Source organism: Rhodococcus sp. SJ-3 (genome assembly GCF_051918125.1).
Taxonomy (GTDB): domain Bacteria; phylum Actinomycetota; class Actinomycetes; order Mycobacteriales; family Mycobacteriaceae; genus Rhodococcus.
Window position 1 is genome coordinate 547,292 of the sequence record NZ_CM123306.1, and the last position, 20,966, is coordinate 568,257.

Genomic DNA, 20,966 nt, shown 5'->3' on the forward strand with positions numbered 1-20,966 from the left:
GTTGCGTGCAGTATGCAGCAGTGCGGTTTGTATTACTTGGTCGTGCAGACGACCGGTTCCAACCCGAAGGTTACTCGCCGGTGGCCTTGGCGATGATTTCCTTCGAGACGTTCGACGGAACCTCTGCGTAGGAATCGAACACCATGGAGAAGTTCGCGCGGCCCTGGGTCTTCGACCGCAGGTCCCCGATGTAACCGAACATCTCCGAGAGCGGAACCAGCGCCTTCACGACACGGGCACCACTGCGTTCCTCCATGGCCTGGATCTGGCCACGGCGGGAGTTGAGGTCGCCGATCACGTCACCCATGTACTCCTCGGGTGTCGTGACCTCGACGGCCATGAGCGGCTCGAGGATCACCGGGGCAGCCTTGCGGGCCGCTTCCTTCAGCGCCTGAGAGCCGGCGATCTTGAACGCCATTTCGGACGAGTCGACGTCGTGGTACGCACCGTCGAGGAGCGTGACCTTGACGTTGACCAGCGGATAGCCCGCGAGCACGCCGTACTGCAGAGCATCCTGGGCACCTGCGTCGACCGACGGGATGTACTCGCGCGGAACGCGTCCACCGGTGACCTTGTTCTCGAACTCGTAGGTCGCGCCGTCCTCGCCCGTGAAGGGATGGAGGGCGATGATGACCTTTGCGAACTGGCCCGAGCCACCGGTCTGCTTCTTGTGGGTGAACTCGTGCTTCTCGACGGCCTTGGTAATGGTCTCGCGGTACGCGACCTGCGGCTTACCGACGTTGGCCTCGACCTTGAACTCGCGACGCATGCGGTCGACGAGGATGTCGAGGTGGAGCTCACCCATACCGCCGATGACGGTCTGGCCGGTCTCCTCGTCGAGCTCGACGGAGAACGTCGGATCCTCTTCGGCGAGCTTCTGGATCGCGGTGCCCAGCTTCTCCTGGTCGGACTTGGTCTTCGGCTCGATGGAGACCTGGATGACCGGGTCCGGGAACGTCATCGACTCGAGCACGATCGGGTTCGCCTGGTCGCACAGGGTGTCGCCGGTCGTGGTGTCCTTCAGGCCGATCATCGCGTAGATGTGGCCTGCCACGGCCTCGTCGACCGGGTTCTCCTTGTTGGCGTGCATCTGGAAGAGCTTGCCGATGCGCTCTTTCTTGCCCTTGGTGGCGTTGAGCACCTGAGCGCCCGGCTCGACCCGGCCCGAGTACACGCGGACGAAGGTCAGCTTGCCGAAGAACGGGTGCGCAGCAATCTTGAAAGCCAGAGCCGAGAACGGCTCGTCCTTGCTGGGCTTACGTGTGAGGGTGGTCTCCTCGTCGTTCAGCTTGTGGCCGATGACCTCGCCGATGTCCAGCGGAGTGGGCAGGTAGTCGATGACCGCATCGAGCATGGGCTGGACACCCTTGTTCTTGAACGCGGTGCCACACAGAACCGGGTAGAGCTCGGAGTTGACGGTCAGCTTACGGATGGCGCCCTTGATCTCGGCGACCGTGAGCTCCTCACCACCGAAGTACTTCTCCATCAGGGCTTCGTCGGACTCGGCGACGGTCTCGAGCAGCTTCTCGCGGTACTCGGCGACCTTGTCGGCGAGATCGGCGGGGATCTCCTCGACGGTGGCCTCTGTGCCGATCGGGGTGGTGCCGCGCCAGGTGAGCGCCTTCATCTCGACGAGGTCGACGACACCGTCGAAGTCGTCCTCCGCACCGATCGGAATCTGCAGGACCAGCGGCTTCGCACCGAGACGATCGATGATCGTCTGCACGGTGAAGAAGAAGTCCGCGCCCATCTTGTCCATCTTGTTGACGAAGCAGATGCGGGGAACGTCGTACTTGGCAGCCTGGCGCCAGACCTGCTCGGACTGGGGCTCGACGCCCTCCTTGCCGTCGAACACGGCGACCGCGCCGTCGAGGACGCGCAGCGACCGCTCGACCTCGACCGTGAAGTCGACGTGGCCGGGGGTGTCGATGATGTTGATCTGGTTGTTGTTCCAGAAACAGGTGACCGCAGCGGAGGTGATGGTGATACCTCGCTCCTTCTCCTGCTCCATCCAGTCGGTGGTGGAAGCACCGTCGTGGGTCTCACCGATCTTGTAGTTCACACCGGTGTAGAAGAGGATGCGCTCGGTCGTGGTGGTCTTACCGGCATCGATGTGCGCCATGATGCCGATGTTGCGGACCTTGTTCAGGTCGGTCAGCACTTCCTGTGCCACAGGTAAACCCCGCTCGTAGCTCGTGTCGGTCCTTGGGTGCGGACCACATGTTCTTAGGTTGTCAGCCGGCCTTTACGGGACCGACACAGATGTGCGAGCAGCCGATCGGGGGATCATATGACGATCCACCCGACCGGCGTCGACTCACCAGCGGTAGTGCGCGAACGCCTTGTTGGCTTCAGCCATCTTGTGCGTGTCCTCGCGACGCTTCACAGCGGCACCGAGGCCGTTGCTGGCATCGAGAAGCTCGTTGGCGAGACGCTCGACCATCGTCTTCTCACGACGCTGACGCGAGAAGGTGACCAGCCAGCGCAGGGCCAGCGTGGTGGAGCGGCCGGGGCGAACCTCGACCGGCACCTGGTAGGTGGCGCCACCGACACGACGGCTACGCACCTCGAGGGCAGGCTTGACGTTGTCGAGCGCGCGCTTGAGAGTGACGACCGGATCGGTGCCGGTCTTCTCCCGAGCCTGCTCGAGCGCCTGGTAGACGATGCGCTCGGCGGTGGACTTCTTGCCGTCGAGGAGGATCTTGTTCACGAGCTGGGTGACCAGCGGCGAACCGTAGACCGGGTCGGCGATCAGGGGGCGCTTCGGAGCGGGTCCTTTACGTGGCATCAGCCCTTCTCCTTCTTCGCTCCGTAGCGGCTACGTGCCTGCTTGCGGCCCTTGACACCCTGGGTGTCGAGCGAGCCACGGATGATCTTGTAACGCACACCGGGGAGGTCCTTCACACGACCGCCACGCACGAGCACCATCGAGTGCTCCTGGAGGTTGTGGCCCTCACCCGGGATGTATGCGGTGACCTCGACCGAAGTGGTCAGGCGCACGCGAGCGACCTTACGAAGTGCCGAGTTCGGCTTCTTCGGGGTGGTGGTGTACACGCGGGTGCACACACCACGACGCTGCGGGCTGCCCTTCAGGGCCGCGCTCTTGACCTTGGCGGTCTTGTCGCGGCGACCCTTGCGGACCAGCTGATTGATAGTGGGCATCTATCGGCTTTCTCGTTGTCTGGAGCTGCTCAGGCGAGCAACACTGGCTGTTCTGAAATTAGGGATCCATCGGTTGGAGCAAGGAAGCAACTGCTCCGCACTCGCACCCCGTGCGCACACGAGGTCGGGTGTGTCGCGTACCCCCACACAGGCAGCCGGGGACTCGCACCTGCAGATATCTACAGACCGCGCGTACGGCATCGCCTCGCATAGGCACACAGATCGGCCCGGGCATGCCGGACACGACCCACAACGATACCCGGCGGCGGCGCATGCGGTCAAAGCGAGACGCGACGAATGACCGCGCACGTCGGCGCGGCATGAGCGAGAAGTCAACTGCTGAGGTTGAGGGTGAGCCGTGCCAACGTAGCAGCAGCCTCACACGGGTCCGTACCTCCGGTCGTGTACTGCACCCACCATCCGAAGATCCCCGTGGTTGCCGCACCGGCGGAGATACCACAGGACAACGGGTCGTTCGGTCGACGCATCTGCAGCGCCCGCCTCCCTTCGACGGTGGTGTCCTCGACCGTGTAGCCGAGCTCGTCACCCGCCTTACGCTCGTGGTCGAGCGAGCCGGTCTCGAACCAGTTGAACGTGACCTTCACTACTCCCGACGGACCGTCCCCCTCCCACCGGCAGATGGCCCCGAAAAACCCTCGGTACACCGCCGCGGCACCCACCGTCTCTGCGATCTTCTCGTCGGCGACGGCGTCGCATTCGGTGAGCAATTTCGTGAACTCCGCCGACAGTCCCGGGCCGCCGCCCGCGCCCTGCGGCACGGCACGGCCTTCGATGCTGCGCGCACATCCGGTGATCAACAGAAGGGCGGCGCAGAGCGCGACGATACTCACGACGATCCGACGAGGCCTGGCGTGCTCGCTCGCTGTACGCCGGCCGGGCCGAGACATGCCCGCTCTCATGACTGCGCCCTCTCCACGCTCAGTTCGGCGAGGTCCCGCGCGACAGCGCACGAGTCGGCCGTTGGCGTGAAGTTCGCGTACGTGACCGACCAGTGAATGAAATCGCCGCCGAAATCCACCCCGATTTCGCACAGGACGGTCTGCCCCAGCTCGTTCTGAGCCGAGCCCATGAATCCGGGCCGACCGCCGATCTCGACGTCCACGGCAGGTCGGCCGATCAGATCCGACCCCGCGCGCTCACGGCCGATCGGACTGCCCCGGTACCACGAGAAGCTCACGCTCGGGCCGCCGACGTAGGTCTCCCACTCGCATCCCACCGAGTTCCGGGTCACCGTGGAGAAGTCTCCGAGCGCGAAAACCTCTCGGACCTCATCGTCCGAGAGCGCACCGCATTCGCCGAAGAACGGTCCGGGCTCGGTGGCTTGCAGCGCCGTCGTCTCCGGGCCACCGCCACCCACATCGTCCTCGGATGACCCGCACCCCGCCACGAACACTGCGGCGAGCGCGGCCATTGCCACGGTCGCCGTGATCCTCCCGGTCCGCCCGGTCCCCTCGACAGGCATGTGCACAGACACTACCCAGCCGTACGTCCGCCCGCTTGTCGACTGCGCGCATCGACCAGTACGGCATCGAGCTGAGCGGCCCAGTGCCGCACGATCTCGGCACGCCGGCGCGAATCGTCGGTCAGGACATCGGCAAGACCGAGGCCCCGCGCAAGGTCGAGGGTCGCTTGAACCATGCGGTGTACGACCGGGTCGGTATCGTCGGCTCCGAGTTCTACGATCGCGGCGCGGTGTGCGACCCGTCCGAAACGTTCTTCGAGAGGGACGATGCGTTCACGCAGAACGGGATCGGCTGCGGCCGCCGTCCACACCTGCAGCGCCGCCTTGAACAGGGTTCCGGAGTACTGCTCGATGATGCCCGCGACGACCCGCTCGGTATGTGCAACGCCCGAGACGGGGGCGACGTTCTCGTCGCGGACCTGATCCATACGGCTGTCGAACATGACCTCCAGCGCCGCAGTGATGAGGTCTTCCCGTGTCGGGAAGTGATGTTGGGTCGCGCCGCGTGACACGCCCGCACGCTGCGCGACGACCCCGACCGTCGTAGCGGCCCACCCTGATTCGGCCAATGTGTCGATGGTGGCCTCCAGCAGACGCTGCCGTGTCGCTCTGCTGCGGTCCTGCTTGGGTTCGCGCGTCATAAGTGCCTTCTCCTGATCCCGAGACCGTCCGTTCATATCGCGGCTCCGTACACTCGTACCCCAGGACGAGACGGAAAGGCAGTTTCACTGTGGCAACGTTGGTGAGACGCGAGGACTATTTCGACGCTGCGATCGAGCTTCTCTCGTCGGACGATTACGGGGCGCTCAAGCAGGCGCAATTGTGCGCACACCTCGACGTCACCACGGGGTCCTTCTACAACTACTTCGCCAGCTGGGCGCAGTTCCGCAAGGAATTCCTCGAGAACTGGCTCGAACAGCAGACGATCCGGCTCGTCGCGACTGCGCGCCTCGAAGCCTCCCCGGTCCGGCGCCTCGAGCTGCTGATCGACTTCGCGTGCGGTCTCCCCCACCACGCCGAGTCGTCCATCCGAGGCTGGGCACACACCGACGCAGAAGTGCGTTCGGTGCAGGCCACCGTCGATTACCAGCGGTACCTGGTGGTAGTGGAAGCGACGTCGGCGATCCTGGACGATGCCGGGGCCGCCGAGGGCTTCGCCCGCACGGCGCTCTACTGCCTCGTCGGTTACCAGCAGACGGTCCCGCTGCCCGAACTGGACACGCTGAGGTGGGGACTCGGACGAATTCTGCACGAGCTCCTGGCCACCACGGATCGCTGATTCGAACGATCCGGGACTGTCCGGGCGGTCGGTCACCGACGGGCCCACGAGGGGGGTCGCCGTTGGAGGAAGGCCGTCATTCCCTCGACTGCCTCGTCCGAACCGAACAGTTCGGCCGATTGCGCTGCGAGTTCAGCTCCGTGCCGATCGAGATCTTCCAGCATCTGCCGCGTGAGCAGTTGCTTCGACGCCGCGAGGCCCTGCGGTGAGCACTCACGGAACTCGGCGAGCAGTTCCGCTACGGTATCGGCGGGGTCATCGGCGGTGATCGTCACCAGACCGTGCGCGCGGGCCTCCTCGGGACCGAAACGCTCTCCGGTGAGGAAATACCGTGAGGCGGCCCGCGACGACAGTCGCGGTAATACAGTCAGGGAAATGATCGAGGCAGCCAGCCCCAGACGTGCCTCCGTGAGGGCGAAGGTGGTGCGCGGGCCCGCTACGACGATGTCGCACGCACCGACGATCCCCATCCCTCCGGCCCGGACATGGCCGTCGATCTGCCCGACAACGGGTTTGGGGGTTTCGAGGATCTGCCGCAACAGACCGGTCATCTCGCGGGTCCGGCCCGCGGCCGCTTCCTCCGGTGCCCCCTTCGAGTCAGTGCTGCCGGCCTCACGCAGATCCGCTCCGGCACAGAATGTTCCGCTGGTGTGCGTGAGGACGATCGAGCGTACCTGAGGATCCGCGGCCGCATCGTCGAGCCGTTTCTGCAGTTGATGCAGCAGGGTCGACGACAGGGCGTTGCGGTTGTGCGGCGAGTCCAATGTCAGTGTCGCGGCACCGTGGGCGACGTCGTAGCGTACGAGCGGATCTTCGGGTTCGGTGTGCGTCATGACATCTCCTGCCCTAGTAGGAACGCGGCAGTCCCAGCGAGTGCTGCGACACGAAATTCAGGATCATCTCGCGGCTGACCGGGGCCACCCTCGCGATCCTGGCGGCCCCCAGCATGGCGGCAAGACCGTACTCCTGTGTGAGCCCCCCTCCGCCGTGCGTCTGGATGGCCTGGTCCAGGCTTGCGATAGCAGCTTCGCCCGCTGCATATTTGGCCATGTTCGCGGCCTCGGCTGCGCCGAAATCGTCCCCGCTGTCGTAGAGGGACGCGGCCTTCTGCATCATCAGCTTCGCGAGCTCAACCTCGATCTTGCGCTGCGCCAACGGGTGTGCGATACCTTGATGCGCACCGATCGGTTCTTTCCATACGGTGCGTTCGCCTGCGTATTTCACTGCGGCATCGAGCGCGTAGCGACCCATGCCCACGGCCATGGCGGCGCCGAGGATGCGTTCGGGATTGAGTCCGGCGAACAACTGCGCGAGTGCCGCGTCGGGTTCGCCGACGAGTGCATCCGCCGGGAGACGGACGTCGTCGAGGAAAAGGGTGAACTGACGGTCGGGTTCGATGATGTCCATTTCCATCGGGGTCTTGGTGAACCCGTCGGTATCGGTAGGCACGATGAACAGTGCGGGACGCAGTTTCCCGGTGCGGGCGTCCGTGGTGCGGGCGACGATGAGAACAGCATCTGCCTGATCGACGCCCGAGATGAACACCTTGCTACCCGACAGAATCCAATCGTCGCCGTCACGCTCGGCCACGGTGCCGATCTTGTGGGAGTTCGAACCGGCGTCCGCTTCGGTGATTCCGAAGGCCATGATCTTCGATCCGTCGGCGAGCCCGGGCAACCACTGCTGCTTCTGCTCCGATGTTCCGTACTTGGAGATGATGGTTCCGCAGATGGCGGGTGAGACGACAACGAGCAACAGGCCGCATCCGTGCGCCGCGAGTTCTTCCTGCACCAGCGCCAATTCGTAGATTCCGGCACCGCCGCCGCCGTACTCTTCGGGGAGGTTCACACCGAGAAATCCTAGTTTCGCTGCATCCGACCATAATTCGGTCAGCGGTTCGTTCCTACGAGATCTCGGAAGTACGTAATCGACGTAGTTGTAGCGTTGGGCCAGAGACGCTACGGCTGCTCGGAGTGCTTTCTGCTCTTCCGTTTCGATGATGTTCATTCACGTTCTCCTGAGATAGCGGATTGTTCCTCGCCCGACGCCTGATCGTCGGCGGATACGACGGCAAGCACTGTGCCGACGTCGACCTGCGAGCCGACGACGACCGCGAGCTCGGTGAGCACTCCTGCCCCGGGCGCAGTGACCGTGTGCTCCATCTTCATCGCCTCGAGCCACAGGATGGGCTGGCCTGCAGTGACAGTGTCCCCGACGGCCGCGCCGAGTCCGATCACTGTGCCCGGCATGGGGGCAAGGAGTGATCCCACGGCGCGGTGCGATGCGGGATCCGCGAAACGCGGTACCACCTGCAACCGGACCGGCCCGAGCGACGAGTCGACGTGGACAGTGTCGTCGTACCGCGCGACGGCGAACTCACGGCGCACGCCGTCATGGTCGAGGACCACACGTTCGGGCATGCACTCGACAAGGACGACACCGGGGAATTCGTCTGCCACCAGTCCGGCCCTGGTACGGCGATACCGGATTTCATGCTCACCGTGGTTGCCGAGATACTTCTTGGCCTGAGGCACCGAGGGTAAGTTACGCCATCCTGCCGGAAGACCTGCGCCGACGGTCGCCGTGGCACGATTGTTCGCCGAGTCTGCCAGGGCAGCCACCAGCGCGGACATCGCTTCCGCTTCCGGGGACGCGACCGCCGCCGACAGCGCGCCGAGACCGTGTGTGCCGAAGAACGCGGTATCGGTGTCGCCTGCCAGGAATGCCGGATGACGGAGCACGTTCACCAGCAGGTCGCGATTGGTGTGGATTCCGTGGATCTCGGCTCCGACGAGCGCACGTGCAAGTATCCGTGCGGCGGTCGTCCGTGCCGGTGCAAAAGAGATCACCTTTGCGAGCATCGCATCGTAGTGAATTCCCACCTGCGACCCGTCGACGACACCCGAATCCAGTCGGACACCGACGCTGCAGAGTGCTCCGAACTCGATGATTGTGCCCGGCACCGTAATCCGGTGCACCACCCCGGTCTGAGGCTGCCAGTCACGGGCCGGGTCCTCGGCATAGAGCCTGACCTCGATCGAATGTCCACGGACCGGGGGCGGTTCGGGGTCGAGCCTGGCGTCGTCCGCGATGCGCAATTGCAGATCGACCAGATCGAGCCCGGTCACACATTCGGTGACGGGGTGTTCGACCTGCAGACGAGTGTTCATCTCGAGGAAGTAGAATTCGCCCGCATCTCCGGATGCCAGGAATTCGATGGTGCCCGCCCCCTCGTAGCCGATGGCTTCGGTGGCACGACGAGCGGCGTCGAACAGCTTGTCGCGCATGCCTGGAACTGCCTCGACAAGCGGTGAGGGTGCCTCTTCGACGACCTTCTGATGCCGGCGTTGAATAGAGCATTCTCGCTCTCCGACCACCCAGACGGTGCCGTGCCGATCCGCGAGCACCTGCACCTCGATGTGTCGGCCTGTGTCGAGATAGCGCTCGCAGAACACGGTCGGATCGCCGAACGCCGACTCCGCTTCCCGGCGGGCCGCCTCGAGCTGGGCGGGCAGCTCGCCCGCTGACCGCACGATCCGCATCCCACGTCCACCACCGCCCGCGGACGCCTTGATCAGCACGGGCAGGTCGGCGTCGGTGACCCGGTTCGGGTCGAGTTCCGCGAGGACCGGTACGCCTGCGTCCGCCATGATCTTCTTCGCCTCGACCTTCGATCCCATGCGGGAGATCGAGTCGGGACGCGGTCCGATCCAGGTGAGTCCGGCATCGAGAACCGATTGTGCGAACTCGTGGTTCTCGGAAAGGAATCCGTATCCGGGGTGGATCGCATCGGCACCGGCGGCGTGCGCCGCCGCGATGAGCGCGTCCGCATCGAGATACGTGTCTGCGGGTGAGGTTCCCGGGAGCCGCACCGCAACGTCCGCGTCGGCCACGTGTGGACTGCCCGAATCGGCATCGGAGAACACCGCAACGGTGCCGAGTCCTGCCCGGCGGCACGACGCGAACACTCTCCGGGCGATCTCTCCACGATTGGCGACGAGAACGGTCTCGATACCCGCCCGGAACACCGCGTTGCTTCCTGTGTCGGTCACGGTCTGCCTCACATCCGGAAGACGCCGAAGCTGTCGGCGCCCTCGATCGGCGCGGTGGCGATGGCCGAAAGGCACATGCCCACCACGGTGCGGGTGTCGCGGGGGTCGATGATGCCGTCGTCGTAGAGCCGTCCGGACAGGAACATCGGCAGTGATTCCGCCTCGATCTGGTTCTCGATTGCGGCCCGCATCGCCTCGTCCGCAGCTTCGTCGAACGCCTGGCCCCGGGCCTCGGCTGCGGCGCGTCCGACGATCGAAATGACGCCGGCAAGTTGCGCACCACCCATCACCGCCGATCGTGCACTCGGCCACGCGAAGAGAAAACGCGGGGCGAAGGCACGCCCGCACATGCCGTAGTGCCCTGCTCCGTACGATGCGCCGAGCAGGATCGAGATGTGCGGCACGGTCGAGTTGGCGACCGCGTTGATCATCATTGCACCGTGTTTGATCATTCCGCGTTCCTCGTACTCGCGTCCGACCATGTACCCGGTGGTGTTGTGCAAGAACAGCAGTGGCGTGTCCGCACGATTCGCCAGCTGGATGAACTGGGCGGCCTTCTGCGATTCCTCGTTGAACAGCACACCCCGGGCGTTGGCGAGTATGCCGACCGGGAATCCGTGCAGCTGTGCCCATCCGGTGACGAGCGACGACCCGTACAGAGGTTTGAACTCGTCGAAATCGGAGTCGTCGACGATCCGGGCTATCACCTCGTGCGGGTCGAAGGGCCGCTTGAGGTCGCCGGGCACGATCCCGATCAGCTCTTCCGCGTCGTACCGGGGTTCGAGCGCATTCGGAACGGCCGCGGGCCCGCGCTTGCGGTGGTTGAGTCTCCGCACGATGTTGCGCCCGAGGCGCACCGCATCGTGTTCGTCGACCGCGAAGTAGTCGGCCGAACCTGATGTGCGGGCGTGCATTTCGGCACCGCCGAGTGCTTCGTCGTCGGATTCTTCACCCGTGGCCATCTTCACGAGCGGGGGTCCGGCCAGAAAGACCTTGGACCGCTCCTTGATCATGACGACGTGATCGGACATCCCGGGTATGTAGGCGCCACCGGCAGTGGAGTTGCCGAATACCAAGGCGATGGTGGGGATACCGGCGGCAGACAAGCGCGTGAGGTCGCGGAAGAGTTGGCCGCCGGGAATGAACACCTCTTTCTGGGTAGGTAGATCGGCCCCTCCCGATTCCACGAGTGAGATCAACGGCATCCGGTTCTGGAGAGCGATATCGTTGGCGCGCAGACTCTTGCGCAGGGTCCACGGGTTACTGGTGCCGCCGCGCACCGTCGGGTCGTTTGCGACTATCACGCACTCGACACCTTCGACGACGCCGATACCCGTGACCACACTGGCCCCGACGGGGAACTCGGTGCCCCAGGCCGCGAGAGACGAGAGTTCGAGGAAGGGCGAATCGGGATCGACCAGCAGTTCGATCCGCTCCCGGGGCAGAAGTTTGCCGCGATCGTGGTGCCTGCGGACGTACTTCTCGCCGCCGCCCGCAAGCGCCTTGAAGTTCTCGGCGTCCAGGTCTGCGAGGCGCTCGCGCATCGCGTCGGCGGCAGCACAGAATTCGACGGAGGCGGGATCGAGGGACGATGGCAGTATGCTCACCCGTGGTACCCCAATCGCTTCGCGGCAAGTTCGATGAGGATCTCGCTGGTACCTCCGCCGATACCGAGAATGCGCATGTCGCGGTACTGGCGTTCCACTTCGGACTCCGCCATGTAACCGAGTCCACCGAAGAGCTGGACCGCCTGGTGCGCAACCCATTCACCGGCGTCGACCGCCGTGTTCTTCGCGAAACACACCTCGGCGATGAGGTCCAGGTCGCCACCGACGGCCCGTTCGACGAGTGCCCGCGAATAGACGCGCGCGACGTCGATCCTGCGCGTCATGTCGGACAGGGTGCGCTGCACGGCCTGGCGAGTGATCAACGGGCGCCCGAACGTCTCCCGGTCGCGGCACCATGCGACGGTCAGATCGAGGCACCGCTGGGCGCCCGAATAGGCCTGGGCAGCAAGCGCGATCCGTTCGGACACGAAACCTTGGGCGATCTGGAAGAAGCCGGAGTTCTCGGCGCCCACGAGGTTGGTGACCGGAACCCGGACGTCGACGAATGACAATTCGGCCGTATCGGAGGCACGCCAGCCCATCTTGTCGAGCTTGCGGGATACCGTGAACCCCGGTGTGCCCTTTTCGATCACGAGCAGCGAGACGCCACTCGCGCCCGATCCGCCGGTCCGGACGGCGGTGACGACAAAATCGGCACGGCAGCCGGACGTGATGTACGTCTTGGCGCCGTTGACGATGTAGTGGTCACCGTCGCGCACCGCGGTGGTGGTCAGGTTCCCGACGTCGGATCCGCCGCCGGGTTCGGTGATCGCGAGCGACCCGATGAGCTCGCCCGCGAGTGTGGGCTTCACCCATCGGTCGATCTGGTCGGGATCGCCCGCAGCAATCAGGTGAGGCAGGGCGATGCCGCAGGTGAACAGCGACGCGAACGCACCGCCGGAAGCGCCGGCCTCGTGGAATGCCTCGCACACCGTGAGGGTGTCGGCGCTGTCTCCCCCGGAGCCGCCGACCTCTTCGGAGAAACCCACGCCGAGTAACCCGAGTGCTGCCGCCTTCTTGTGGAGTTCACGAGGAAGTTCGCCGTCGCGTTCCCACTCGTCGAGGTACGGCAGTACGTCGCGTTCGACGAAACCGGCCACGGTCTCGCGCAGTGCACGACGTTCGGGGGTGTTCCAGATGCTCACGTGTGGTCCTCCAGGAAGGTGATCGGGATATCGAGGTAGCGGGCCCGCAACCACTCGCCGAGACCCTTGGCCTGCGGGTCGAATCGCGCGCGGGATGCGACACCGCGGCCGAGGATTCCTTCGATCACGAAGTTCACGGCCCGCAGATTCGGCAGCAGGTGGCGAGTGACGGTGAGCGGTTCGGTTTCGGGGAGAAGTGCCTTGACGGCCTCGACGGTGAGAGTGTGTGCAAGCCAGCGCCACTCGTCGTCGCTACGAACCCACACGCCGATGTTGGCGTCTCCTCCTTTGTCGCCGCTGCGTGCGCCGGCCACTGCGCCGAGCGGTGCGCGACGGGTGGGACCGTCGGGGAGCGGCGCAGGCAATTCAGGTGCATCGAGTGGGTCGAGTGTCCGGGTCTGCTCTGCAGCCGGCACCTCGACGCGTGCTCCGTCGGGAAGAACGGCCACGTGGGGAACCTGTGCGGCGTCGACGTAGCCAGCCGTGTACACGCCGTAGGCATTGCCGGATCCGGGTGGCGCGGTGAGAAAGAAGCCGGGGTACCCCGCGAGCGCGAATTCCACTGCAGTGGATGTGAATCCGCGTCCAACGACCTTCGGGTCGGGGTCGCGGGCGGTGCAACGCAGCACCGCACTCGCGGCTTCCTCGGTGTCGGCGTCGGCGTGGTCGGTGCGGGCGAGCGTCCATTCCAGCTCTGCGGGGCGGGCCGGAAGATTCGCTTCGACCTGGCGTCGCACGAGTTGCGCCTTGGCCTCGATGTCGAGTCCGGTGAGAACGAACTCGGCCTGATTGTGGAATCCGGCCAGCGCGTTGAGGCACACCTTGAGCGTGGGCGGTGGTGCCTCACCGCGCACGCCGGAGAGCCTGACGCGGTCGGGGCCGACCTGATCGAGCCGGACCGTATCGATACGTGTGGTGACGTCGGGGCCTGCGTAACGCCCGCCCGTGACTTCGTACAACAGTTGCGCTGTCACGGTTCCCACGGTGACCGCGCCACCCGTCCCGGGGTGTTTGGTGATCGTCGACGATCCGTCGGCCTCGATCTCGGCGATCGGGAATCCCGGCCGGTCGAGATCGTCGAGTTCGGTGAAGAACGCGTAGTTACCGCCGGTGGCCTGGGTTCCGCATTCGATCACGTGTCCGGCCGCCACCGCACCGGCCAGTGCATCGAATCGGTCTCGGGCCCAGCCGAAGTGCGCAGCGGCGGGGCCGACGATGACGGAGGCGTCGGTAACGCGTCCCGTAATGACGATATCGGCTCCGGAGTTCAGGCAGTCGACAATGCCCCACGCACCGAGATACGCGTTCGCGGTGAGCGGCGGAGGATCGGTGGTCAGGCCGAGATCGTCGACGCGGGCGATGAGATCGTCACCTTCGACGTGAGCGATGTTCGGAGCGAGTCCGAGCGTGTCCGCGAGATCGCGCAGTGCTGCAGCGAGACCCGTGGGGTTGAGTCCACCCGCGTTCGCAACCAGACGCACACCCTTGTCCAACGCAAGACCCATGCACTCTTCGGCTTGACGCAGGAATGTCTTGGCGTAGCCGGTGGCGGGATCCTTCATCCGGTCGCGGCCCAGAATGAGCATGGTCAGTTCGGCAAGGTAGTCGCCGGTCAGGTAGTCGAGTTCACCGCCCTCGAGCATTTCACGCATCGCCGACAAGCGATCTCCATAGAAACCGGAGCAATTACCGATTCGCACTACGGCGGAGCGCTCTCGATTCACTGTGCTTTCCCACTTTGTTCGCGTCCGGATCCGGGCGGTCCCGCGAATGCCTGCGCGATGTCGAGCCAGGCGTCGGCGTCCGGCCCGCGTGCGACGAGCGCAGTGTCGCTGCGGTGCACACGCTGCGTGACGAGCAGGCAGAAGTCGAGAGCCGGACCGGTCACCGATTGCGCAGCCTCGGTCGGCCCCCAGGTCCAGGTGCTGCCGTCCGGTGCGGCGAGCTCGACGCGAAACGGCTCCGCCGGGACCGCGCGGTCGCGGAGGACGAACGCGAAGTCGCGAGTGCGGACACCGATGTGCGCAACGTGTCGCAGGCGTGACGTCGGCCTGGGTGCCGTCCCGAGCGCCGCCGCGACGTCACCTCCGTGCGCCCAGGTCTCCATGAGCCGCGCCGTCGCCATCGATGCCGCCGACATAGGCGGCCCATACCACGGGATCTTCACCGCCGCGGGGACGTCGGCAAGGGCACGGCCGAGGGATTCGCGGCAGTGCCGCCACTCGGCGAGTAGGTCCTGAGACGGCAGGGCCGCATACTCACCGGCGCCTTCGTCGACGAATGTCGTTGCGTCGGTGATTTGCGCGATCTCGGCGACGAACGCGGCGGCATCGGTGACCGCGGTGAGTGCCGCACGATCGGTCCACAGCAGGTGGCCTATCTGGTGCGCCACGGTCCATCCCGCCGCCGGGGTGTCGCGACGCCAGTCGTCGTCGGACAGATCGGTCACGAGTGAATCGAGGGCATCGCCTTCGGCGCGTAGGTCGTCGAAGAGCCCGGGCAAGTCCGCCATGCGACCAGCGTCACATGAGCCCGCAGATAAATCAAGCACTCTTGATTGTTTTTTGCGAAGGCATCAGGCCCGAGCGGAAATCAGACCCCGTATCCACCGTCTACGTCGAGCTTCTGCCCACTGATGAATCCGGCGCGATCGGAGGCGAGGAACAACACCGCCTCAGCAATGTCGCGAGCGTTCCCGAAGCGGCGCAACGGAATGTTCCGCCTGGTCACTTCGAGAGCGTGTTCGTCGAGATCGCCGGACGAGATGAGCCGGTCCGCCATACCGTCGACGAGCATTCCGGGCCCCACGCTGTTGAATCGCACCCCGAATCGGCCCTCCTCCGCCGCAAACGCCCGCACGAGTGATTCGACCGCAGCCTTCGGCCCCGCAGAGAGCCCGTCCCGGACCGGGTAGCGTGTTGTCGCCGCAGTGGTGACGGCCACGACCGCTCCCTTCGTGCGACGCAGCGCCGGAAGCACCGCGGACACGAGGTTGAAGAACGCCTTGGTCTCGCCATCCACCGCCGCACCGAATTGCGCTGGCGATACTCCCGACAGGTGCATCATCGGAATGTGCGGGCCTGCAGCATGCACGACGATGCAGACTCCGTCGAACTGTTCGCAGACGCTACGCACCCAACGGACGGTTGCCTCGGAATCGGACAAGTCCAGGGCGTCGGCTCTGCTGACGACGCCGAGACCACGGAGTTCCGCGGCCAACTGCTCGGCCGCCTCCACCCGGCTTCGATACGTGAAGGCCACGTCATGGCCGGCTGCGGCGAAACTTCGGCAGATCTCGGCACCGATCCCGCCGGTGCCACCGGTCACCAGGACCGTCCCCCGCCCCGCCTCGCCGCGGTCCGCAGTGCTCATACCCTGCTCAGTCGACACTGATCCTCCGGTGTGTGAGCTGCCAACCACTCGCGGTGCGGACGAAACGGTCGCGATAGACACCGCTCGACCGGATAACCGGGGTACCGCCGACCCCCGTGACGAAGTGCCAGTACGCCATCGATGTCGCATCGTCGCCGGCGGGATCCACCGACACATTCGTGATCACGTGCATTGTTCCCGTACCGGGCCCCTGGACACCGTCGGCCCGCCGTTCCCTGGCGCCTGCCAACGCATCCTCGCGTCCCCGTCGCACCTGGGCCACGAGCCCGGAGCCTCCACCACCGGGAAATTCCCACACGATGTCCGCCGAAAGGAGCGAGCCGTATTCCTCCAGAGTTCCGAAATCCGCTGCCTGGGCAAGGCACGAGATGGCATTCGTGACGACGGTGATCCGTGCGGCCCGTTCCACATAGTCCACGGCGATGCTTCCTCCTGTGTCGTTCGGGTGCGGCCGGCATGAGCCGCTGCGACCGTACAAGGAGTACAACGGGACTTCGGGAGCAAATCCCACACAGAGGTATTTCCGGCCGGATTCCCTGGAAAGGCCGGTCCGTCACGGTGCGTCGGTGCTCCCCCGGGCCGCTCCGGTCCGCCTGGACCGGACGATCATGCGCAGGAGTTCGCCCGCGGGACCCTGGAGAACGCGCGGAGGTCGCCACACCGCGCGCAACACCCGCGAGAGATCCAACCCCTCTACACCGACCACTTTCAGCTGCCCGGACGCGACATGGTCGGCGACGGCGAAGGTACTCAGCACGGCCGGCCCCACCCCACCGAGTGCGCTGGTGCGCACCGCCGCTCCGCTACCCAGTTCGAGCAGTGGAGGCGGGCGCTGGTACTCCTGCAATGCGAGGTCGAGGGTGCGTCGTGTGCCGGAACCTTCCTCGCGCACCACCAGGGGCGTCGCAGCGAGTTCGGCCACCGTGAGTGGCCGACGACGGCGTGCCCACGGATGGCCCGGTGCCACCACGACGACCAGCTCGTCGCGCGCCACTTCCACACTGTGCAGACCGGTGGGGACACTGGGACCCTCCACGAATCCGACGTCGCATCCGCCCGCCGCAGCGATGTCGCACACCTGCATGGAGTTGTGTACCTGCAACTGGATCTGGACGTCGTCGTGGACCGCACGGAAGGCACCGAGCCATGGCGGGATCAGGTGTTCCGCGACGGTCATCGAAGACGCGACCACGAGTTCGGGATGATCTTCGGCGCTGAGCGCCGCTGCCGCATCGAGCAGTCGGTGCGCGTCTGCGAGAACTTCCCTGGCCCAGTGCACAACCACCGTGCCCTCCGGGGTGAGAACCGATCCGGACCGGCCGCGCTTCACGAGCACGGCACCGAGTTGCTTCTCGAGACGCCTGACCGATCGCGTGGCGTTCGGCTGCGCGATCCCCACCATCCGGGCCGCGGCCCCGAGACCCCCGTGGTCGTCGATGCCGACGAGCAACTCCAGCGCTGCGAGATCCGGCCACTCGGTCATGCAGAAACGATATGCCAGCCATCCGTCGCTGAGGCAGAATGCGGCCATGTCGTCATTCGGTATCGAGCGGGCCCGAGACGTCCTCGCCGCGCAACCGTTCAGCGTCCTGATCGGCGCACAACTGTCGGCCTACGGCCGGGAGGGCGTGTCGCTCGAAATTCCGCTGCGACCCGAACTGCTCCAGCAGTTCGGATTCGCACACGGCGGAGTTCTGTCGTACGCAGCGGACAATGCGATCACATTCGCCGCAGGCACCGTGCTCGGACCGTCGATAGTCACAACCGGATTTTCCATCGACTACCTGCGTCCCGCACAAGGCACTCTGCTGCGCGCCCACGCTCGCGTCGTCGAATCCTCGAAGCGCCAGGCGCTGTGCCGGAGCGAGATCATCGTGGTCGCCGAAGACGGTTCGGAGAAGGTGTGCGCGGCGGCCCAGGGTAGCGCCCGACTGATCGAAATTTCACGCTGAGAGCAACATCAGGACCAGAGCACAGCTCCCGAGAGTTGCAACGGTGCCTGCGAGCAGCAGGTTGCGCCACAGAAAGTAGATGCCGTTGCCGCTGTCCATTCCACGCACCCGCGCGCGATGCCCCTCTCGCGAGGTGAACAACAACACCAGGACCGGGACCAGGCACGCCAGCCCGATCGCGGCCACTACGGGACCCGGACCAGGCGCCAATCGCATGAAACCCAGGATGATCGCACCGAGCACGATCTCGGTGCGAAGCCACGCCAGGGAACTGCGTTCGGGCTGCAGGCCCGGGTCGTCATGGCGCACGCGCGATCACACCACGATCGCCACGGCCAGAACTATCGCGGCAACTGCGAGCAACCCGGCAAGCAGATACGCGATCCAGGGGAACGGCAAGGGCAGACCGGCCCGCATCGCGCTTTCCACGCTGATCCAACGCATCACCGAAGCAACGACGAGCACGACCGCGAACGCCAGCAACACACACGCGACTACCGTGCGCAGGACCGGGTCGATGATCTCGCCGGCGAAAGTCTCCAGCGCCACCGCCGCTGCGATGAGACCCAGAGCGGTCCGGACCCACGCGAGGAAGGTGCGTTCGTTGGCGAGCGTGAACCGCGGGTCGGGATCGGCACCCTCGCGCAGGGCCCGCGGCCTCCGGTCTCGTTGTGTCGTCCTCACACGGCGGACTCTATCCGGTCCTTCCGCGGCAGGTCAGCCGACGACCACATCCGCACCGCGGGCCTGCGCGGGACGCGACTTCAACGGCCTCTTCGCGGGCCCAGCCACCGGTACCCCATCGAGTGCGAACTTACTTCCGTGGCATCGGCACACGATCAGGTCGTCCTCCACTTCCGTGATGTTGCACCCCTGGTGGGTACAGATCGCGACGAACGCGTGAAAGTCGCCTGCCGTCGGCTGGGTGACAACGAGTCGTTTCCCGTCGAGAAACACGCCACTGCCGACCGGCACGTCGGTCACGGCCGCGACGACCTCGGCTTCCGGCCCGGGAGGCGCGGTGGTCGTTGCGACCGGCTCCGCCTCCGGTTCCTGCGACGTCGATGCACCGCACGCGGTCAGTGTTCCCGCCACCAACGCGGTGCCTGCGCTCGACAACACGGCTCGCCGGGACATCGGGGAGAGGTCGCTACTCATTCACACTGTCCGTTCCGATCGCTGACACATCCCGGCTCAGGGTAGTCGCGCGACGACGACGGGGGCCGCGACATACATCACGACCACCGTCGACTTCGAACGACTCAGTGCATCAAGAACGACTCAGTGCATCGAGACAGCCGTCGGATCGATCGGCTGGACCGACTTCGTACGCGGCAGGAACGCCGCGGGAATCAACGCGACCACCATGACGAGCGTCGCCACCAGGAAGGTGTCGCCGAAGGCATCGGCGAGTGAACCGAGCACGGTCTGCTGCACCTCCGGCGGAAGCTGCGCGAGCATCTCCGCGTCGGGTTGACCGGTCGTCCCTTCCGGTGCCCCCTCGGGGGCGATGATCCGGCTCGTGAGGATCACGGACATCGTGGCCGTACCGATCGACCCCGCCGCCTGCTGGACGATGTTCATCAACGTCGAGCCGCGCGCGATGCTGTGATCGGTGAGTGTCTGCAAGGCAGCGGTCATCGTGGGCATCATGGTGCAGCCCATGCCCATTCCCATGACGAACAGCGCCCCGAGCAGGAGCGGATAGCCGGTGTCGACACCGACCTGCGTGAACACGGACATGCCCGCGATGATGAGCACAAGACCGACCAGCACGATCTTGCCGGGCCCGATGCGGTCGACCAGCTGTCCGGCGATGGGCATCGTGAGCATCGCGCCGAGTCCCTGCGGCGCGAGAAGCAGCCCGGCCATGAGTGTCGTTTCGCCGTGCACCTGGAGGAAGTAGCTCGGGAACAGCAGGCCGGCACCGAAGAAGCCGATCGCGAAGACCGTCATGGTGAGGACCGCAAAGGTGAGCTGGCGGTTCTTGAACAACTTCAGGTCGATGAGCGGGTGGTCGGTGCGTACCGCGTGGTACACGAACGCGCCGATGAGCGCGACCCCGACTATGCCGGGAACGAGAACCCGAGCCGATGCGACCGTGCCGGTCTCCGGCAGCGACGACACGCCGAACAGGAACAGCGCAAGGCCCGGCGACAGCAGCAGCATTCCGACGAAGTCGAACGATTCGGACTTCTTCGGTGAATCCTTCGGGAGCACGACGAAGGCCGTGATCAGCGCGACGGCACCGATCGGGAGGTTGATGAGGAAGATCCAGTGCCAGCTCGCCACGTCGATCAGCCAGCCACCGAGGATGGGGCCGCCGATGGGACCGAGGAGCATCGGGATACCGAGGACCGCCATGACGCGACCGACGCGCTGTGGACCCGCGGCCCGCGTCATGATCGTCATGCCCAGGGGCATGAGCATGCCGCCGCCGAAGCCCTGGAGGACGCGGAATCCGATCAGCGAGGTGACATCCCACGCGAGGCTGCACAGAACCGAGCCGGCCACGAACAGAACGAGAGCGGTGAGGTACAGGCGCTTGGTACCGAACCGATCGGCCGCCCATCCAGTGAGTGGAATCACACTGGCGAGGGCGAGGGTGTAGCCGGTCATCGTCCATGCGACCGTCGCATAGCTCGCCTGGAATTCCGACATGAAGGTCGGAAGCGCGACAGAGACGACGGTGACGTCGAGGATCGACATGATGGCACCGAGCACCACCACCGATGCGATTTTCAGGACTGCAGCGTCGAGCTTCGTGTCCGAGGCCGAAGAACCTGCAGGTGGCGCTGTCATAGGCTACTCCGATGAATGCAAAGGCTTCCGCCTGATTGGAATCGAGGTGGCAGGCCCGCGCGAGAGAGCGCCGGTGGTCGTGGCAGATACC

At 65.5% G+C, this 20,966-nt stretch carries 22 protein-coding genes; 2 read left to right on the top strand and 20 right to left on the bottom strand.

The features are described from left to right. Positions 1-70: 70 nt before the first annotated feature. The 6 genes from fusA to ACTDXD_RS02335 all read right to left on the bottom strand — a co-directional run bounded on the left by fusA (position 71) and on the right by ACTDXD_RS02335 (position 5,286). Positions 71-2,173, bottom strand: coding sequence for an elongation factor G (fusA, locus tag ACTDXD_RS02310; RefSeq protein ID WP_440125609.1), 2,103 nt, complete (start codon positions 2,171-2,173; stop codon positions 71-73). Positions 2,174-2,317: 144 nt separating this feature from the next. Beyond that, on the bottom strand, positions 2,318-2,788 hold the full coding sequence (gene rpsG, locus ACTDXD_RS02315) for a 30S ribosomal protein S7 (protein WP_054714779.1): 471 nt from the start codon (positions 2,786-2,788) through the stop codon (positions 2,318-2,320). Beyond that, positions 2,788-3,162, bottom strand: a complete 375-nt coding sequence (gene rpsL, locus ACTDXD_RS02320; protein WP_440125610.1) for a 30S ribosomal protein S12 — start codon at positions 3,160-3,162, stop codon at positions 2,788-2,790. The genes rpsG and rpsL overlap by 1 nt, the downstream gene beginning before the upstream one ends. A gap of 332 nt (positions 3,163-3,494) precedes the next feature. Then, positions 3,495-4,070 carry a DUF3558 domain-containing protein gene (locus ACTDXD_RS02325; protein WP_440125611.1) on the bottom strand — a complete coding sequence of 192 codons (576 nt, stop codon included), beginning with the start codon at positions 4,068-4,070 and terminating at the stop codon, positions 3,495-3,497. Between the two features lie 8 nt (positions 4,071-4,078). Continuing rightward, positions 4,079-4,645 carry a DUF3558 domain-containing protein gene (locus ACTDXD_RS02330; protein WP_440125612.1) on the bottom strand — a complete coding sequence of 189 codons (567 nt, stop codon included), beginning with the start codon at positions 4,643-4,645 and terminating at the stop codon, positions 4,079-4,081. 11 nt (positions 4,646-4,656) lie between these two features. Beyond that, positions 4,657-5,286: a TetR/AcrR family transcriptional regulator gene (locus ACTDXD_RS02335; protein WP_440125613.1), complete on the bottom strand. Its 630-nt coding sequence runs from the start codon at positions 5,284-5,286 to the stop codon at positions 4,657-4,659. 89 nt (positions 5,287-5,375) lie between these two features. Here ACTDXD_RS02335 and ACTDXD_RS02340 point away from each other — a divergent pair, with 89 nt between their 5' ends. Then, positions 5,376-5,924 (top strand): TetR/AcrR family transcriptional regulator, encoded by a 549-nt coding sequence (locus ACTDXD_RS02340; protein WP_440125614.1) that lies wholly within the window; start codon positions 5,376-5,378, stop codon positions 5,922-5,924. Positions 5,925-5,956: 32 nt separating this feature from the next. On the opposite strand, the gene ACTDXD_RS02345 is transcribed toward ACTDXD_RS02340, so the two are convergent. The 10 genes from ACTDXD_RS02345 to ACTDXD_RS02390 form a co-directional block, all read right to left on the bottom strand. Then, positions 5,957-6,757: an enoyl-CoA hydratase family protein gene (locus ACTDXD_RS02345; protein WP_440125615.1), complete on the bottom strand. Its 801-nt coding sequence runs from the start codon at positions 6,755-6,757 to the stop codon at positions 5,957-5,959. Between the two features lie 13 nt (positions 6,758-6,770). Beyond that, the gene (locus ACTDXD_RS02350; RefSeq protein WP_440125616.1) at positions 6,771-7,931 is read right to left on the bottom strand and encodes an acyl-CoA dehydrogenase family protein; all 1,161 of its coding nucleotides are present in this window, start codon (positions 7,929-7,931) and stop codon (positions 6,771-6,773) included. Further along, on the bottom strand, positions 7,928-9,952 hold the full coding sequence (locus ACTDXD_RS02355; protein WP_440127501.1) for an ATP-binding protein: 2,025 nt from the start codon (positions 9,950-9,952) through the stop codon (positions 7,928-7,930). Before ACTDXD_RS02355 ends, ACTDXD_RS02350 begins: the two co-directional genes overlap by 4 nt. Positions 9,953-9,984: 32 nt before the next feature. Next, positions 9,985-11,583 carry an acyl-CoA carboxylase subunit beta gene (locus tag ACTDXD_RS02360; RefSeq protein ID WP_440125617.1) on the bottom strand — a complete coding sequence of 533 codons (1,599 nt, stop codon included), beginning with the start codon at positions 11,581-11,583 and terminating at the stop codon, positions 9,985-9,987. Next, positions 11,580-12,728 carry an acyl-CoA dehydrogenase family protein gene (locus tag ACTDXD_RS02365; RefSeq protein WP_440125618.1) on the bottom strand — a complete coding sequence of 383 codons (1,149 nt, stop codon included), beginning with the start codon at positions 12,726-12,728 and terminating at the stop codon, positions 11,580-11,582. Before ACTDXD_RS02365 ends, ACTDXD_RS02360 begins: the two co-directional genes overlap by 4 nt. After that, on the bottom strand, positions 12,725-14,380 hold the full coding sequence (locus ACTDXD_RS02370; protein ID WP_440125619.1) for an acyclic terpene utilization AtuA family protein: 1,656 nt from the start codon (positions 14,378-14,380) through the stop codon (positions 12,725-12,727). The genes ACTDXD_RS02365 and ACTDXD_RS02370 overlap by 4 nt, the downstream gene beginning before the upstream one ends. A 68-nt stretch (positions 14,381-14,448) precedes the next feature. Further along, on the bottom strand, positions 14,449-15,240 hold the full coding sequence (locus tag ACTDXD_RS02375) for a TIGR03084 family metal-binding protein (RefSeq protein WP_440125620.1): 792 nt from the start codon (positions 15,238-15,240) through the stop codon (positions 14,449-14,451). Between the two features lie 80 nt (positions 15,241-15,320). Further along, entirely contained in the window at positions 15,321-16,100 is a 780-nt protein-coding gene (locus ACTDXD_RS02380) for an SDR family NAD(P)-dependent oxidoreductase (protein WP_440125621.1), read from the bottom strand. 7 nt (positions 16,101-16,107) lie between these two features. Further along, entirely contained in the window at positions 16,108-16,539 is a 432-nt protein-coding gene (locus ACTDXD_RS02385; RefSeq protein WP_440125622.1) for a nuclear transport factor 2 family protein, read from the bottom strand. A 135-nt stretch (positions 16,540-16,674) separates the two neighbouring features. Beyond that, a complete protein-coding gene (locus tag ACTDXD_RS02390) occupies positions 16,675-17,604 on the bottom strand; it encodes a LysR family transcriptional regulator (RefSeq protein WP_440125623.1) in 930 nt (309 codons plus the stop codon). Positions 17,605-17,650: 46 nt separating this feature from the next. Here ACTDXD_RS02390 and ACTDXD_RS02395 point away from each other — a divergent pair, with 46 nt between their 5' ends. Continuing rightward, a complete protein-coding gene (locus tag ACTDXD_RS02395; RefSeq protein WP_440125624.1) occupies positions 17,651-18,073 on the top strand; it encodes a PaaI family thioesterase in 423 nt (140 codons plus the stop codon). On the opposite strand, the gene ACTDXD_RS02400 is transcribed toward ACTDXD_RS02395, so the two are convergent. From ACTDXD_RS02400 to ACTDXD_RS02415, 4 genes are all read right to left on the bottom strand, one after another. Beyond that, positions 18,065-18,382 (bottom strand): DUF202 domain-containing protein, encoded by a 318-nt coding sequence (locus tag ACTDXD_RS02400; protein ID WP_440125625.1) that lies wholly within the window; start codon positions 18,380-18,382, stop codon positions 18,065-18,067. The genes ACTDXD_RS02395 and ACTDXD_RS02400 overlap by 9 nt on opposite strands. Positions 18,383-18,388: 6 nt before the next feature. Beyond that, positions 18,389-18,757 (bottom strand): YidH family protein, encoded by a 369-nt coding sequence (locus ACTDXD_RS02405; protein ID WP_440125626.1) that lies wholly within the window; start codon positions 18,755-18,757, stop codon positions 18,389-18,391. 33 nt (positions 18,758-18,790) lie between these two features. Next, positions 18,791-19,231, bottom strand: coding sequence for a Rieske 2Fe-2S domain-containing protein (locus tag ACTDXD_RS02410; protein WP_440125627.1), 441 nt, complete (start codon positions 19,229-19,231; stop codon positions 18,791-18,793). Between the two features lie 123 nt (positions 19,232-19,354). Next, a complete protein-coding gene (locus ACTDXD_RS02415; RefSeq protein ID WP_440125628.1) occupies positions 19,355-20,875 on the bottom strand; it encodes a DHA2 family efflux MFS transporter permease subunit in 1,521 nt (506 codons plus the stop codon). Positions 20,876-20,966: the final 91 nt, after the last annotated feature.

Excerpts from the sequence above, each read along its gene's own strand:
- rpsG (WP_054714779.1), bottom strand. The coding sequence starts at position 2,788 with ATGCCACGTAAAGGACCCGCTCCGAAGCGCCCCCTGATCGCCGACCCG.
- rpsL (WP_440125610.1), bottom strand. The coding sequence starts at position 3,162 with ATGCCCACTATCAATCAGCTGGTCCGCAAGGGTCGCCGCGACAAGACC.
- ACTDXD_RS02325 (WP_440125611.1), bottom strand. The coding sequence starts at position 4,070 with ATGTCTCGGCCCGGCCGGCGTACAGCGAGCGAGCACGCCAGGCCTCGT.
- ACTDXD_RS02330 (WP_440125612.1), bottom strand. The coding sequence starts at position 4,645 with ATGCCTGTCGAGGGGACCGGGCGGACCGGGAGGATCACGGCGACCGTG.
- ACTDXD_RS02335 (WP_440125613.1), bottom strand. The coding sequence starts at position 5,286 with ATGACGCGCGAACCCAAGCAGGACCGCAGCAGAGCGACACGGCAGCGT.
- ACTDXD_RS02345 (WP_440125615.1), bottom strand. The coding sequence starts at position 6,757 with ATGACGCACACCGAACCCGAAGATCCGCTCGTACGCTACGACGTCGCC.
- ACTDXD_RS02350 (WP_440125616.1), bottom strand. The coding sequence starts at position 7,931 with ATGAACATCATCGAAACGGAAGAGCAGAAAGCACTCCGAGCAGCCGTA.
- ACTDXD_RS02370 (WP_440125619.1), bottom strand. The coding sequence starts at position 14,380 with ATGCGTGAAATGCTCGAGGGCGGTGAACTCGACTACCTGACCGGCGAC.
- ACTDXD_RS02375 (WP_440125620.1), bottom strand. The coding sequence starts at position 15,240 with ATGGCGGACTTGCCCGGGCTCTTCGACGACCTACGCGCCGAAGGCGAT.
- ACTDXD_RS02380 (WP_440125621.1), bottom strand. The coding sequence starts at position 16,100 with ATGAGCACTGCGGACCGCGGCGAGGCGGGGCGGGGGACGGTCCTGGTG.
- ACTDXD_RS02390 (WP_440125623.1), bottom strand. The coding sequence starts at position 17,604 with ATGACCGAGTGGCCGGATCTCGCAGCGCTGGAGTTGCTCGTCGGCATC.
- ACTDXD_RS02395 (WP_440125624.1), top strand. The coding sequence starts at position 17,651 with ATGTCGTCATTCGGTATCGAGCGGGCCCGAGACGTCCTCGCCGCGCAA.
- ACTDXD_RS02410 (WP_440125627.1), bottom strand. The coding sequence starts at position 19,231 with ATGAGTAGCGACCTCTCCCCGATGTCCCGGCGAGCCGTGTTGTCGAGC.
- ACTDXD_RS02415 (WP_440125628.1), bottom strand. The coding sequence starts at position 20,875 with ATGACAGCGCCACCTGCAGGTTCTTCGGCCTCGGACACGAAGCTCGAC.